Origin of the sequence: Rhizobium sullae (assembly GCF_900169785.1) — a bacterium.
In the GTDB taxonomy this organism is placed as follows: Bacteria; Pseudomonadota; Alphaproteobacteria; order Rhizobiales; family Rhizobiaceae; genus Rhizobium; species Rhizobium sullae.
This window is the reverse complement of sequence record NZ_FWER01000004.1, coordinates 1-13,854: the sequence shown is the minus strand read 5'-3', so window position 1 is coordinate 13,854 and position 13,854 is coordinate 1. Positions and strand designations below refer to the sequence as shown.

Below are 13,854 nucleotides of genomic sequence, written 5' to 3'. Positions count from 1 at the left end.
CATCTATATCCACGGCGGCGGGACACTCCTCCCCAACGAGGAGCTATCTATCTGGAAGGATAGCACATGGCGAAGACCGCGAAGCCGGACGTACGTCCGCAAAATACTCATTTCTCTTCTGGCCCCTGCTCGAAGCGCCCCGGTTGGACGCTCGATGCTCTTTCCGACGCGGCTCTCGGCCGTTCGCACCGCGCGAAAGTCGGCAAGACAAAGCTGAAGCAGGCCATCGATCTTACCCGCGAAATCCTGGAAGTGCCGGCGGACTATCGCATCGGCATCGTCCCGGCTTCCGACACCGGCGCCGTCGAAATGGCGCTCTGGTCGCTGCTCGGTGAGCGCGGCGTCGATATGCTCGCCTGGGAAAGCTTCGGCGCAGGTTGGGTCACCGATGTCGTCAAGCAATTGAAACTCAAGGATGTTCGAAGGCTCGAAGCCGGTTACGGCGAGCTTCCAGATCTCTCCACCGTCGATTTCGACCGCGACGTGGTCTTCACCTGGAACGGTACGACTTCTGGCGTCCGAGTTCCCAACGGTGATTTCATCCCGGCCGACCGCAAGGGCTTGACGATCTGCGATGCGACGTCTGCCGCTTTCGCGCAGAACCTCGATTTCGCCAAGCTCGATGTCGTCACTTTCTCCTGGCAGAAAGTTCTGGGCGGCGAGGGCGCACATGGCGTCATCATCCTTTCCCCGCGTGCTGTCGAACGCCTAGTGACCTATACGCCGGCCTGGCCGCTGCCGAAAATCTTCCGCATGACCTCGGGCGGCAAACTCTCCGAAGGCATTTTCCAAGGCGAAACCATCAACACGCCGTCCATGCTCTGCGTCGAGGACTATCTCGACGCGCTGCTCTGGGCAAAGCAGATCGGCGGCCTCAGGGCGCTGATGGCGAGAGCCGACGCGAATGCCAAGGTCATCGCCGATTTCGTTGCGGCCAACGATTGGATCGCCAACCTGGCTGCGAAGCCGGAGACGGCGTCGAACACGTCGGTCTGCCTGAAGATCGTCGACAAGGAAGTTGCGGCACTCGATGCCGACGGCCAGGCGAATTTCGCCAAGGGCATCGTTTCGCTGCTCGAGAAGGAAGGTGTCGCTTATGACATCGGCCATTATCGCGACGCGCCGTCCGGTCTGCGTATCTGGGCGGGCGCCACGATCGAGACCGCTGACATGCAGAAGCTGATGCCTTGGCTTTCCTGGGCCTTCGAGACGCAGAAGGTGACGCTTTCACAGGTTGCTGCCTGACGTGATTGCATCCGGCTCCGCTTACTGAGCGGAGCCTCGCATTCCCATTTTACCATCGCTGAACACTTTTGAAGGAAGCCCCCAATGGCACCTCGCGTTCTCGTATCCGACGAATTGTCGGAAACCGCCGTCCAGATTTTCCGCGACCGCGGCGTCGAAGTCGATTTCCAGCCGCAGCTCGGCAAGGATAAGGACAAGCTCGCCGAAATCATCGGCAACTATGATGGCCTTGCCATCCGCTCGGCCACCAAGGCGACGGAAAAGCTGATCGCTGCCGCGACCAACCTCAAGGTCATAGGTCGTGCCGGCATCGGGGTCGACAACGTCGACATCCCAGCTGCCTCGCGTCGCGGCATCATTGTCATGAATACCCCCTTCGGCAACTCGATCACGACCGCCGAGCACGCGATTGCCCTGATGTTTGCCGTTGCCCGCCAGCTGCCACAGGCCGATGCCTCGACGCAGGCCGGCAAGTGGGAGAAGTCGAAATTCATGGGTGTCGAAATCACCGGCAAGACGCTAGGCGTCGTCGGCGCCGGCAATATCGGCTCGATTGTCTGTGCCCGCGCCATCGGTCTGAAGATGCACGTCCTCGCCTATGACCCGTTTCTCTCCAAGGAGCGCGCCGAGGAGATGGGCGTTGTCAAGGTCGAGCTGGACGAACTGCTCGCCAAGGCGGATTTCATCACGCTGCACGTGCCGATGACCGACAAGACGCGCGGTATCCTTGGTGCTGAAAACCTCGCCAAGACCAAACCCGGCGTGCGCATCATCAACTGCGCCCGCGGCGGCCTCGTCGACGAGGCAGCACTTGCCGAAGCGATCAAGGCCGGCCATGTCGCGGGTGCGGCCTTCGACGTCTTCGAAGTCGAGCCTGCCAAGGAAAGCCCGCTCTTCGGCCTGCCGAACGTCGTCTGCACGCCGCATCTCGGCGCATCGACCACCGAAGCGCAGGAAAACGTCGCCCTGCAGGTTGCCGAGCAGATGGCGGACTATCTGATCAAGGGAGCGGTTTCCAACGCTATCAACATGCCGTCGATTACGGCTGAAGAGGCACCGATCCTGAAGCCGTTCATCAAGCTCGCCGACGTTCTCGGCGCTTTCGTCGGCCAGGTTACCGATGAACCGATCAAGGAAATCGAGATCCTCTACGACGGCGCCACGGCGAACATGAATACCCGGGCGTTGACGAGCGCGCTGCTGGCCGGTCTGATCCGCACGCAGGTTGCCGACGTCAACATGGTTTCGGCACCGATCATGATCAAGGAAAAGGGCATCGTGCTCTCCGAGGTCAAGCGCGACAAGACCGGTGTCTTCGACGGCTACATCAAGCTCACGGTGACTACAGAGAGCATGACGCGCGCGATCGCCGGCACCGTGTTCTCGGACGGCAAGCCGCGCTTCATCCAGATCAAGGGCATCAATCTCGACGCCGATGTCGGCAGTCATATGGTCTACATTGCAAACACCGACGTTCCCGGGATGATCGGCTTCATCGGCACGACGCTCGGGGAAGCAGGCGTCAACATCGCCAACTTCCAGCTCGGCCGCGACAAGCAGGGTGGTGATGCGATCGCGCTCCTTTACGTCGACGGCCCGATCGGCGACGACGTTCTCGCGAAACTGACAGCTCACCCGGCAATCCGCCAGGCGAAGCATCTGGTCTTTCCGGTCGACTGAAATTTCCTCCCAAGAAAGAATACCGAAGCCCGGCGCAGGGGACTGCGCCGGGCAAAGTTTTTAAATGGCTGGAATCGGACAGCAATCAGATCGAAAAGTTGGCGCTGTTCGGAATCTGACCTTGTGGTGTCAGGTCGTCGACGGCCTTTGGTAGGTCTTTCGAAAGGCGTCTCAGAATCTCGTCCTCGCTCAAGCCCGTCTTCGAGGTGAGTTCCCCGATCACGTCCGGGCCGAGCGCCTGCGAGAGCTGGCGGTCGTCGATCGGCCTGTTCGCGCCGGGCGATACCCATGAATCCGCCGTATCGCCATAGCCATTCTTGGTGAACTGATCGAGCAAGCCGCCAAGGCCGCCGCTCAGGACACCGCCGGCGGAGCCGCCCTTGACGAGGTCACCAAGGCCGCCGAGGAGTCCGCCCAAGCCTTCGCCAGAAGACTGCGAAGATGTTCCGGCAGTTTCCGTGCCAACTGGCTGCGGTTGTGCGCCGTCCTGTGTCATCTCCCGGAGCGTTGCGGCAATCTTGTCGCGGTTCTGGTAGCCGACGACGGCAAGGATGCCGAGCAATGCCGTAAGATTTCTGCGGTCCATGATGTCCTCCCGTTGAGATTTGCCCAGACCTGCATTCGACAAATGCAGCCGGACTCGGGAATGCGCGGACCGCGATATGGTTCCCGTGTCATCGAAAATTCATCACAAGCTGTGGTTGGCTGCGCTATCGTACGGGCCGCAGCAAACGCAGCGCATTCATAGTCACCAGCACAGTGGCGCCCGTGTCGGCGAGGATCGCGGGCCAGAGGCCTGTGAGGCCGATGACGGTCGTGACGAGGAAGACCGCCTTCAGGCCGAGCGCGATGGCAATGTTTTCGAAGATGTTGCGCATTGTCCGCTTGGAAAGCTCGATCATCGCCGCCACGTCGCCGACGCGTCCATGCAGGACCGCCGCATCGGCGGCCTCCAGCGCCACGTCCGTTCCGCCGCCCATAGCGATGCCGACGTCTGCGGCCGCCAGGGCAGGGGCGTCATTGATGCCGTCGCCGACCTTGGCGACGACGAAGCCTTCGCGCTTCAGCTCGCCGACGATACGCTGCTTGTCTCCGGGCATGAGCTCGGCTCGGACATCGATATCAAGCTGTTCGCCGATCGCCTTTGCCGTGCGCTCGTTGTCGCCGGTCAGCATGACGATCCGGACGCCGGCATCGGTCAGCATCTTGAGACCAACCTTTGCGTCTCGGCGCGGCTCGTCGCGCATGGCGATGAGACCAGCTGCTTTTCCGTCGACGAGGAGAACTGACACGCTTTTGCCCTGTTCGTTCAATGCAGCGATGCATTCCTCGTGTTCCGCCGTCAGCGCGCCCGTCGCGCGGGCGGCAGACGGAGAGAGAAGGTCAAGCCTTTCGCCGCCGACGCGTCCGGTCATGCCCTTGCCGGGAATGGCCTCCACCTCGAATGCAGGCGGTACGGGTACCTTGTCGCTCTTTGCCCGATCGAGGATTGCCAATGCGAGAGGATGGCTGGAGTTTCTTTCCAGGACGGCGGTGCGCGAAAGCACCTGGGCCGCCGTCAATTCGAAGGGCACGATGTCGGTCACCTTCGGCTTGCCTTCGGTCAGCGTACCGGTCTTGTCGAGCGCGACGGCGGTAATCTTGCCGAGTGTTTCCAGAACCGCGCCACCCTTCATCAGCAATCCATGCCGGGCGCCTGCCGATAGCGAAGCGGCGATTGCAGCGGGCGTCGAGATCACCAGAGCACAGGGGCAGCCGATCAGCAGGATCGCCAGTCCCTTATAGATCCATTCGTCCCAGGTGCCATCGGCAAGGAGCGGCGGGATGATCGCGACCAATGCCGCAGCCGCGACGACGCCCGGCGTGTAGTAGCGCGAGAAGCGGTCGATGAAACGTTCGGTCGGCGCTTTCGATTCCTGCGCTTCTTCGACGAGTTTGATGACGCGGGCGATCGTGTTGTCGGCGCTTGCGGCGGTTACCTTGACACGGAGCGCCGCATCGCGGTTCACCGTTCCGGCAAAGACCGTGTCATCGGTACCTTTACGCACCGGAACGCTTTCGCCTGTCACCGGCGCCTCGTCGATTGCGCTTTCGCCCGAGATGATGACGCCGTCGGCGGAAATCCGGTCACCCGGGCGCACGAGGATCACGGAACCAACGGCGAGGGTCTCCGCCAGTACTTCGCGCGTCTCGCCGTTTTGCTCCAGCAAGGCATTTTTTGGCACGAGCGTCGTCAGCGATTGAATGCTCGCCCGCGCCTTTCCGGCGGCCACGCCTTCCAGCAGTTCGCCGACCAGAAACAGGAAAACGACGGCCGCGGCCTCCTCTCCGGCGTCGATGACGATGGCGCCGATTGCGGCGATCGTCATCAGCATCTCGATCGAAAACGGCGTTCCGGACAGTGCAGCCGTAATCGCGCGGCGGGCGATCGGCACAAGACCGATCAGCACGGCTGCAATAAAGGCGTAGGAGGCGATCGCCGGAAGCAGATGCCCCACAGCATAAGCCGCGGCAAGAGCCGCACCGGATGCGATCGTCAGCCGTCCTTTCCTGCTTTGCCACCAGAAGCCGCCCATTGGTCCATGGTCACGGCTATGAGGTTCTGTGGCTTCCTTTTCAGGATGCACATGTGTAGGGCTGGTATGGTCTTGCGCTGCGTGGTCGTGATCCGGCGCTTTCCCTGTCATCGGCACCACTGAGTAGCCGAGGCCGGTTACCTTTTTTTCGATCGCCGTCAGATCACTGGTCCCGTCGTGGCTGATGGTCATCGTGCCGGAGGTCACGGAGACGGAGACGTCCTCGACACCGGCAACACGGCGGACTGCCGTGTTGATCTTTGCCGCGCAGGATGCGCAGTCCATTCCGCCAACTTTGTATTTTGCCCGAGCCGCTTCAGCCATTTCGGATTCCTTGTTCTTCAGCAGCATTCTTCCTACATGCTCTAGCGACTAGAGGTGCAAGAGGAAAATCATGAAAAAGATCACGATCGGCGATGCGGCTCGCCAGAGCGGGGTGAAGGTTCCGACGATCCGCTATTACGAAAGCATCGGGCTGCTGGCGGTACCCAGCCGCAGCGAGGGCAACCAGCGCTCCTATGAGCCTGCCGATATCCGTCGGCTTGCCTTCATCCGCCATGCCCGCGAACTCGGCTTCGAGGTCGGTTCCATCCGAACCTTGCTGGCGCTCCAGGACGACCCCGATCAATCCTGCGCTTCGGCCGATGCGATCGCCAAAGCCAGGCTCATCGAGGTCGAGCAGCGCATACGCAGCCTGATGGCGTTGAAAGCCGAGCTGGAGATCATGGTTGAAGGCTGCGGCCACGGCCGGGTGGATCAGTGCCGGGTCATAGAAGTCCTTGCCGATCACGGCCAGTGCATGCACCCGCACCATTGAACTGGAATGCGAAGGAAACAAGCAAAGCGAAAGCGGTGAACCGTCTCAGCTTTTCGGGACGTCACCGTATTCGGCCGCCGCCGCAAGCAGCGCGGTGACTTCACTATCGCTGGTCTGGTCGAAATGGTCGTAGTGAAGGCTGACTGCCTGCAGGTCCTCAGGTGCGGACAGGCAGAAGACTTCATCGACTTCCGCTTTCAGGTCCTCGATTACCATCCACGGTGCGACCGGAACTGCAAGCGTGACATGGCCTGCCTCCGCTTGTCGCAGTGCCTTTAATGCGACCTTCACCGATGCGCCCGTGGCGATACCATCGTCGACGAGAATGACGCTCCGGTTCGCAAGGTCAGTCGGAGGGCGATCGCCGAGATAGATTTTCCGGCGCCTCTCTATCTCTTCGAGCTGGCGAGTTGCCTCCTTTTCGAAATAATCGAGCGACGCACCGCAAAAGGCGAAGACATCTTCGTTCATCACGCGTTGCGGATTTTGTCCGTCGACGACGGCGCCGATGGCGTATTCCGGATAGCCGGGCGCCCCGATCTTGCGGACAAGCAGAATATCGAGGGGTGCGTGCAGGCAACGCGCGAGTTCGAACGCGACGGGAACGCCGCCGCGCGGTAGACCGAGCACAACCGGGTCATCGCTTCGTGAGCCGATGGCTTCGGCGAGCTTTCTGCCCGCGTCGGCGCGATTGCGAAAGCGTGGGGTGTTCTGCATGATCACAGTCCGAACGGATAGGTTTCGGGTACGCCTTGCGGACGCACGGCGGCAAGCGGATTTACGGCCTTTGTTTCTTCAAACCAAAGGTAGCAGTCGAACTGCTCCGGAAGCACTGCTTCGAAATAGTGGCTGTAGAATTCGCTGTCCGGCCTGTAAACGACGCCAATGGCGCGCTCCAGCCGCCGTTCCGACAAGATTTCGCGCACTGCCCGATCCCGGGTTCCCCGCAGATCGGTCAGCGATCTCGGTATCGCGGTCTGCCGGAAAACACGCTCGTAAGAGTCCGGACGCGACGGGATGACGATCTTGATCTTCGCCGGTTGATCCCAATCATCGGCGGCGGCTACCGTACCGCGGTCCGTCCCGAAGCCGACGAGAAGGGCCTCGTCGCCATAAGCAATCCGGGCAAGCTCCCCGATGTTGAACTGGCCATCCCAGCCCATGGCGGTCGCAGCGGCGTTGCCGATGTGCGAGTTGTGGGCCCACACGACGACCCTTGCGTCTGGCCGGTGTTCCATCAATCTCTGGAGCGTTTCGAACATGTGCTTGTCGCGCAGATTCCAGGAATCGTTGCTGCTGCGGTACATCGCCCGGTAGTAGTGTTCGGCCGTCGCGACGATACGCGCATTTTGAGCCGCATCGAGAAAGTCCTCGCCGTCAGCGGCGGCATAGTCGAGCTCGCGGGTGAGCAGTTCCTGCAATTGGGCGACGACGGCCGGTTCGCATTCTTCCTGAACGCCGGAAAGGATGGCACGGGCATAAGCCGCGGGCCGCTCCTGCCAGGGCGTCAGGCAGGCGTAACGGCGGCGGGCTTCCATCGCCTCGTCGGGGTCGATGCGCTGGAGATAATCGAGCACCGCCTTGATCGAGCTGTTCAGCGAATAAATATCCACGCCACGGAATTCGACGCGCCGGTTCGGCTCAAGGCTCTCATTATAGCTGCGCAGCCACGAGACGAACTGCTCGAATTCGGCATTGCGCCACATCCAATCCGGAAAACGTATAAAGGACTCGGCATCGTAGATCCGCGCGTTCCGATGGCGCACATGGCGGTCGATACGCTCTGCATCGGGCCAATCGGCTTCGACGGCGATGATGTTGAAGCCGTGATTTTCGATGAGGTTACGGGTTATTGCCGCGCGCGCCCGGTAGAACTCCGCCGTGCCATGCGTTGCCTCGCCGAGGAGAACGACTTTCGAGCCGTCGACGTAAGGATCGAAGAAAGCGCCGAATTCGATCATATTGGTGGGATCAGGCAGGAGCTGGCATGCATGCCGGATGGCATGCGCGACGCCGTCCGCTTGATTCGGTTTAAGCTCCAGGAGAGTCACGTGAGCCTCCTTTCGAAATATGATCTTCTATTTGTTCGTACGGCCGCGATGGCGGGGATCAATACCGCCCTGCGGTGTTGTATCGTTCGCAACGTCTCCTTCGACGGTATTCTCTCCCCGCAACGTCTCATCGTCCGGCGGCGTGGAAATGCCGCGCGAGCGACCGATGCCAGGATCGTCGGTCAGATCGCGGTCGCTCGGTTTGGTCGTCTTGGGATGCTTGGCCGAGGTCATGATCAGTTCCCTTCATCTTCGCGGCGATTTGCGAAGCGGCTGGTTTTGCCGCGTTGCAGTCTCAGGGTTCTCCCTAGAAAACAAACTGCTCGGCGGATTGTTCCTGAGGCTATGAAATGGCTCCCGATTGCCTAATCAGCACGCGTCCGCCTAAAGTTTAGGCGATCTATGATTCTGATTTTATTTAGTTTTTTCCCCTATAAACAGCTCGATATTTTCTTTGAACGCATTCATTGCCCACGGCCGTAACCTTGAAAAAGTCCGCTGAGATCATGGTCCCGAATGACGATTTCCGTTCCCTGTTCAAGACGCATCCGTCACCGATGTGGGTCTATGATCCGGAAACGTTGCACTTCCTGAACGTCAACGATGCTGTGCTGGACCTTTACGGTTTCGCGCCGGATGATTTTGCTGCCATGACAGTGCTCGATATCCGGCCAGCTGCCGAGCGGGCGCGCATGCTGAAGGCTGTCGAAACGCGCACCGACATCGAAAAGGCTGAGCGCTGGACGCATCTCAAGGCCAATGGCGAGACCTTCGAAGTGCTGACCTACGGACGCGAGGTTCGCTTCGACGGAAAGAGCGCCATCCTGGCGATCGTGCAGGACCGCACGGAGGTCAACACCGCCAAACGCCAGCTGACGGACACGCGCTCGCTACTCGACAGCATTGTCGACAATCTTCCGGTCGGTGTTTTCGTCAAGGACATGGCGCAGGACGGCCGCTATATCCTCTTCAACGAGGCCTGCAGCGTCATTGTCGGCCGCGCGACGGACGAGGTGCTCGGCAGCACCGACCGCATGATCTTTCCGGCGGCGCAAACGGCGATCCTCCGCGAGCAGGACAGCCGTGCCTTCGACGCCGGCGGAACGATCAGCTTCGAAGAAACAATCCATGGGCTTGATGGGGTCAAGCGTATCCTGCGGACGGCGAAAAAGGCGTTGCCGGCTCCCGAAGGCAGTCCGCCGCGCTATCTGCTCGGTATCTCACAGGACGTGACGGAAGAGCGGGCCTTCGAAGCGAAGCTTGCCCACATGGCAATGAACGATTCGCTGACTGGCCTGCCGAACCGGGCGGCCTTCGCCCAGCATATTGAATTGCATGCTGCCGCAGCGACGGAGGCTTCTCCGATCGCGCTTCTTTATCTCGATGTCGACCATTTCAAGCACATCAACGATAGCAAGGGACACGCCGCTGGCGATACCCTTCTGTGCCAGGTTGCGAAGCGCCTTTCCGCGTTGGCGCAGGAGGACGATCTCGTCGCCCGCCTCGGCGGTGACGAATTCGCCCTTGTCCTGAAGCTTGCGGAGGTTGGCCGCGCCGAGCGATTTGCCGAACAGCTTCTCGCGCTGCTTTCCGCGCCTTTCGATCTCGATGGCGTCAACGAGCATGTCACCTGCAGCATCGGGATTGCGCTGGCACCGGAGCATGCCGAGGACGCCGATGTACTGATGCGCCATGCCGATCTTGCGCTCTATGCCGCGAAGGCGAGCGGCCGGTCGACCTATCGCTTCTATGAAGCCGAGATGCGGCTCGAAGCAGAGCGGTGGCACCAGTTGAGCATCGAGCTTCGCGATGCGCTGGAGAAAAATCAATTCGAATTGCACTATCAGCCGATCGTGAGACTGGAAGACGACGGTCTTGCAGGCTTCGAAGCGCTCATCCGCTGGCACCATCCGCTGCGCGGCCTGGTGGCGCCCACGGAGTTCATTCCGATCGCCGAGGAAACGGGGCTGATCGTTCCGATCGGCGAATGGGTGCTGCGCGAAGCTTGCCGTACTGCTGCTTCGTGGCCCGGTCATCTGAGGATCGCGGTCAACCTCTCAGTCAGCCAGTTCCGCCACAATAGCCTTCTGTCGACTGTTGTCGCCGCTCTTGACAGCAGCGGCCTGCCGCCCGAGCGGCTGGAAGTAGAGATCACGGAATCCGTCTTCCTCGCCGATGTCGAGCTGAGCCTGCCATTGCTGCGCGCATTGAAAGAGCTCGGCATTCGTATCGCGATCGATGATTTCGGCACCGGCTATTCCTCCTTCAGCTATCTTCGCGCCTTTGCCTTCGACAAGATCAAGCTTGATCGCAGCTTCGTGGCCGGCATCGAGAACGATGCCGGCAGTCTCGCCATCATCCGCGCAGTCGTCGGCATCGGCTCTGGCTTCAATGCGACAACGCTTGCCGAAGGCGTCGAAACAAAAGAGCAGCTCAAGAGGCTGAAGCAGGAGGGCTTCGGAGAAGCCCAGGGTTATCTGCTCGGTAAGGCCATGCCACCAGCGCGCGCCGAAGAATTGATCTACGGTACGGCCTCAAAGCGGCGCATCGCCGTCAACGGTTGAAATTGTGCATCCTTCGCAGCCTTGCGTTGCTCCCTGTATGAATTTTTGCCCTTTTCCATATTGCACAGCACCCTAAGTGCCGCTTCATGTCCGACCTTGTGAATGATATTCGCGCCCAAGGCATCTGGCTGCCCGATTGGGTGGCCAGCATTCTCATCTTTGCTGTCGTAGTGGCGCTCGCGCTTTTTTTCCATCGCGTGGCTTTCCGGCTCCTGAAACGCCTCGTCGCCTCACGCGATCTCTTCTGGCGGTCGCTGGTTTCCCGGCTTGAGGGCATGGCCCGGCCGGCAATTCTGGCTGCGGCGCTCGGCTTTGCCGCCACGGTTTCGCCGCTCACGGAATATCAGGCCTCGACGCTGCGTCACGTGCTGCTGATCGTCTTCATCATCCTGGTTGCGTGGATGGTGAAGACCGCCAAGCATATCTGGATGACGGTCTATCTTCGGCGCTTCAAGCTGGACGCCGAGGACAATCTACTCGCGCGCAAGCATGTCACACAATCGCGGATCATCGAACGGATCGCGGATACGATCATCGTCGTCGTGACGATCGCGGCCTGTATGATGACCTTCGACGCGGTCAAGCAATATGGCGTCAGCCTGCTCGCATCCGCCGGTGCTGCCGGCATCGTCGTCGGCCTGGCATTGCAGCCGGTCCTGAAAAATCTCTTCGCCGGCATCCAGCTTGCGATCACACAACCAATCCGCATCGACGACGCGCTTCTGGTCGAGGGCGAATGGGGCAATGTCGAGGAGATCACCTCGACTTACGTCGTCGTGAAAATATGGGACTGGCGCCGTCTCGTCCTGCCGCTCAGCTATTTCATCGAGAACCCTTTCCAGAACTGGACGCGCGAAAGCGCATCGCTGATCGGCACGGTCATGATCTATCTCGACTACAGCGTGCCGGTCTCCGCGATCCGCGCCAAGGTGGAGGAGACACTGGCCGGCTCCAAGCTCTGGGACCGGAGAGTGATCAACGTCGCCGTCACCGATTTCAGGGAGAGCGTCATGGAAATCCGCATCCTCGCCTCCGCCTCGAATTCCGGGCGAACCTTCGATCTGCGCTGCGAGATCCGCGAAAAGCTGATCGATTTCATCCAGCGCGAATATCCGCAAGCCTTGCCGCAGGTCAGAGCGGTGCTGGAGGGCCGGGAGGAGAGAGGGCGCAAGGCGGCAGCGGAATAGTCCGGCGCGGTCCTGCAAATCCCCGCCTCTTGCGCAAAACCCCGATCCTTTCTATATCCACGGCCACGAAAGCCCGGCGGACGAGCCCGCCGGAAGAGCAGGAAATCCGCCGCATTTGCAGGGCAAACGGCGGAGCAAAACAAGCACTGAATTGGCAGCACCCCCGTGAACACACTGGATTTTGACAAGAAGCCGGAAGATACGCGCGTTGTCGTCGCCATGTCGGGCGGCGTCGACAGTTCCGTCGTCGCCGGTATCCTGAAGCGACAGGGCTACGATGTGCTCGGCATTACGCTGCAGCTTTACGACCACGGCGCGGCCGTTCACCGTGCCGGCTCCTGCTGCGCCGGACAGGACATCGACGATGCGCGCCGGGTCTGCGAAACGCTTGGCATTCCGCATTACGTGCTCGACTACGAGAAGCGCTTCCGCGACACGGTCATCAATCCTTTCATGGAAAGCTATGTCGCCGGTGAAACGCCGATTCCCTGCGTGTCCTGCAATCAGACCGTCAAGTTCGCCGATCTTCTGGCGACCGCCAAGGAACTGGGTGCCGACGCGCTGGCGACAGGCCATTACATCCGTTCGCGGCCGAATCCGGCATCCGGCAATCCTGGCCGCCGCGCGCTTTACCGCCCGGCCGATGCCGATCGCGACCAGAGCTATTTCCTGTTCGCGACCACCCAGGAGCAGATCGACTATCTGCGCTTCCCGCTCGGCGGGCTGCCGAAGGCCGAGACGCGCAGGCTTGCCGAAGAGATGGGTCTAGCCGTTGCCAAGAAGGCGGACAGTCAGGACATCTGCTTCGTGCCGCAGGGCAAGTATTCCGATATCATCACCAAGCTGAAGCCGAACTCGGCACTTGCCGGCGAGATCGTGCATCTCGACGGCCGCGTGCTCGGAAGCCATGACGGCATCCTGCACTACACGATCGGGCAGCGCCGCGGCATCGGCGTTGCGACGGGCGAACCGCTCTACGTCGTCTTTCTCGATGCGCGCTCGCGCCGCGTCATAGTCGGACCGAAGGAGGCGCTCGAGACGCATCGCGTCTATCTTCGTGACGTCAACTGGCTTGGCGACGAGCCGCTTTTGGACGCCGCTGCTGGCGAGGGGTTTGCCTGCTACGCCAAGGTTCGCTCCACCAGGGCACCTGCGCCCGCCGTTCTGCGTGCTGATGCAGATGGCATCTATGTCGACCTGACCGTCGGCGAGGCCGGCGTGGCACCCGGCCAGGCCTGCGCGCTCTACTCGGCGCCGGGCGACGACGCCCGCGTCTATGGCGGGGGCTTCGTCGAGCGTTCCGAGCGCGAGCCGGCGGCCGAGGCCTCGTTGAAGGCCCTGCTTTCCCGCCCTGTCGCCGCCTGAACCCGACGCAAAACGGCATATTGTAAAGCCGCCGTTTTCTTGATGTCACCTGCTTGACACCAAGCCGGACCGCACCTTATAAGCCGCTCATCCCACGAGCCGTCGCTTTGCGAACGGCATCGTTGACCAGTGGCGGAGTAGCTCAGTAGGTCAGAGCAGAGGAATCATAATCCTTGTGTCGGGGGTTCAAATCCCTCCTCCGCTACCACACGTCCATTGTCCGACCCGGAGACATCGGTAACAGATCGTACCTAAGACATGGGTGACAACCTCGTGCCGAACGGGTTGTCGACGGTTTGCAAGGTCCTCTGCTCCAGGTCGATATATCCCAGATCATAATGCATGAAGCTGACGAGCCAAATACCGTCG

At 60.8% G+C, this 13,854-nt stretch carries 11 protein-coding genes and 1 tRNA gene; 7 read left to right on the top strand and 5 right to left on the bottom strand.

Annotation, left to right across the window (positions count from 1 at the left end):
* Positions 1-66 precede the first annotated feature (66 nt).
* Positions 67-1,245 carry a phosphoserine transaminase gene (locus BN1800_RS04720; RefSeq protein WP_086995010.1) on the top strand — a complete coding sequence of 393 codons (1,179 nt, stop codon included), beginning with the start codon at positions 67-69 and terminating at the stop codon, positions 1,243-1,245.
* Positions 1,246-1,329: 84 nt separating this feature from the next.
* Positions 1,330-2,925 carry a phosphoglycerate dehydrogenase gene (gene serA / locus BN1800_RS04715; protein ID WP_086995007.1) on the top strand — a complete coding sequence of 532 codons (1,596 nt, stop codon included), beginning with the start codon at positions 1,330-1,332 and terminating at the stop codon, positions 2,923-2,925.
* An 85-nt stretch (positions 2,926-3,010) separates the two neighbouring features.
* Here the strand turns inward: serA and BN1800_RS04710 are convergent, their stop codons facing one another.
* A complete protein-coding gene (locus BN1800_RS04710; protein WP_037140880.1) occupies positions 3,011-3,511 on the bottom strand; it encodes a YidB family protein in 501 nt (166 codons plus the stop codon).
* A 124-nt stretch (positions 3,512-3,635) separates the two neighbouring features.
* Positions 3,636-5,825 carry a heavy metal translocating P-type ATPase gene (locus BN1800_RS04705; RefSeq protein ID WP_086995597.1) on the bottom strand — a complete coding sequence of 730 codons (2,190 nt, stop codon included), beginning with the start codon at positions 5,823-5,825 and terminating at the stop codon, positions 3,636-3,638.
* A gap of 70 nt (positions 5,826-5,895) precedes the next feature.
* On the opposite strand from BN1800_RS04705, the gene BN1800_RS04700 reads away from it, so the two are divergent.
* A complete protein-coding gene (locus BN1800_RS04700) occupies positions 5,896-6,318 on the top strand; it encodes a MerR family transcriptional regulator (protein ID WP_086995004.1) in 423 nt (140 codons plus the stop codon).
* Between the two features lie 45 nt (positions 6,319-6,363).
* Here BN1800_RS04700 and BN1800_RS04695 read toward each other — a convergent pair whose 3' ends face one another.
* Genes BN1800_RS04695 through BN1800_RS04685 form a run of 3 tightly spaced genes read right to left on the bottom strand, consistent with a single transcriptional unit; the run spans position 6,364 to position 8,603 of the window.
* Positions 6,364-7,035 carry a phosphoribosyltransferase gene (locus BN1800_RS04695; RefSeq protein WP_086995002.1) on the bottom strand — a complete coding sequence of 224 codons (672 nt, stop codon included), beginning with the start codon at positions 7,033-7,035 and terminating at the stop codon, positions 6,364-6,366.
* 2 nt (positions 7,036-7,037) lie between these two features.
* Positions 7,038-8,369, bottom strand: coding sequence for an erythromycin esterase family protein (locus BN1800_RS04690; protein WP_244564437.1), 1,332 nt, complete (start codon positions 8,367-8,369; stop codon positions 7,038-7,040).
* A 27-nt stretch (positions 8,370-8,396) separates the two neighbouring features.
* Complete coding sequence (locus tag BN1800_RS04685) at positions 8,397-8,603, bottom strand: hypothetical protein (protein ID WP_027508139.1); 207 nt, start codon at positions 8,601-8,603, stop codon at positions 8,397-8,399.
* A gap of 272 nt (positions 8,604-8,875) precedes the next feature.
* On the opposite strand from BN1800_RS04685, the gene BN1800_RS04680 reads away from it, so the two are divergent.
* The 4 genes from BN1800_RS04680 (at position 8,876) to BN1800_RS04665 (ending at position 13,693) form a co-directional block, all read left to right on the top strand.
* Positions 8,876-10,933, top strand: a complete 2,058-nt coding sequence (locus BN1800_RS04680) for a putative bifunctional diguanylate cyclase/phosphodiesterase (RefSeq protein WP_086994998.1) — start codon at positions 8,876-8,878, stop codon at positions 10,931-10,933.
* Between the two features lie 86 nt (positions 10,934-11,019).
* Positions 11,020-12,120: a mechanosensitive ion channel family protein gene (locus BN1800_RS04675; RefSeq protein ID WP_051336437.1), complete on the top strand. Its 1,101-nt coding sequence runs from the start codon at positions 11,020-11,022 to the stop codon at positions 12,118-12,120.
* Positions 12,121-12,285: 165 nt separating this feature from the next.
* Entirely contained in the window at positions 12,286-13,485 is a 1,200-nt protein-coding gene (mnmA, locus tag BN1800_RS04670) for a tRNA 2-thiouridine(34) synthase MnmA (protein WP_086994995.1), read from the top strand.
* 131 nt (positions 13,486-13,616) lie between these two features.
* Positions 13,617-13,693, top strand: a tRNA-Met gene (locus BN1800_RS04665).
* Positions 13,694-13,854 lie beyond the last annotated feature (161 nt).

Bases quoted from the DNA above. Each gene is read 5' to 3' on its own strand.
- BN1800_RS04720 (WP_086995010.1), top strand. From the start codon at position 67: ATGGCGAAGACCGCGAAGCCGGACGTACGTCCGCAAAATACTCATTTC.
- serA (WP_086995007.1), top strand. From the start codon at position 1,330: ATGGCACCTCGCGTTCTCGTATCCGACGAATTGTCGGAAACCGCCGTC.
- BN1800_RS04710 (WP_037140880.1), bottom strand. From the start codon at position 3,511: ATGGACCGCAGAAATCTTACGGCATTGCTCGGCATCCTTGCCGTCGTC.
- BN1800_RS04705 (WP_086995597.1), bottom strand. From the start codon at position 5,825: ATGGCTGAAGCGGCTCGGGCAAAATACAAAGTTGGCGGAATGGACTGC.
- BN1800_RS04700 (WP_086995004.1), top strand. From the start codon at position 5,896: ATGAAAAAGATCACGATCGGCGATGCGGCTCGCCAGAGCGGGGTGAAG.
- BN1800_RS04695 (WP_086995002.1), bottom strand. From the start codon at position 7,035: ATGCAGAACACCCCACGCTTTCGCAATCGCGCCGACGCGGGCAGAAAG.
- BN1800_RS04685 (WP_027508139.1), bottom strand. From the start codon at position 8,603: ATGACCTCGGCCAAGCATCCCAAGACGACCAAACCGAGCGACCGCGAT.
- BN1800_RS04680 (WP_086994998.1), top strand. From the start codon at position 8,876: ATGGTCCCGAATGACGATTTCCGTTCCCTGTTCAAGACGCATCCGTCA.
- BN1800_RS04675 (WP_051336437.1), top strand. From the start codon at position 11,020: ATGTCCGACCTTGTGAATGATATTCGCGCCCAAGGCATCTGGCTGCCC.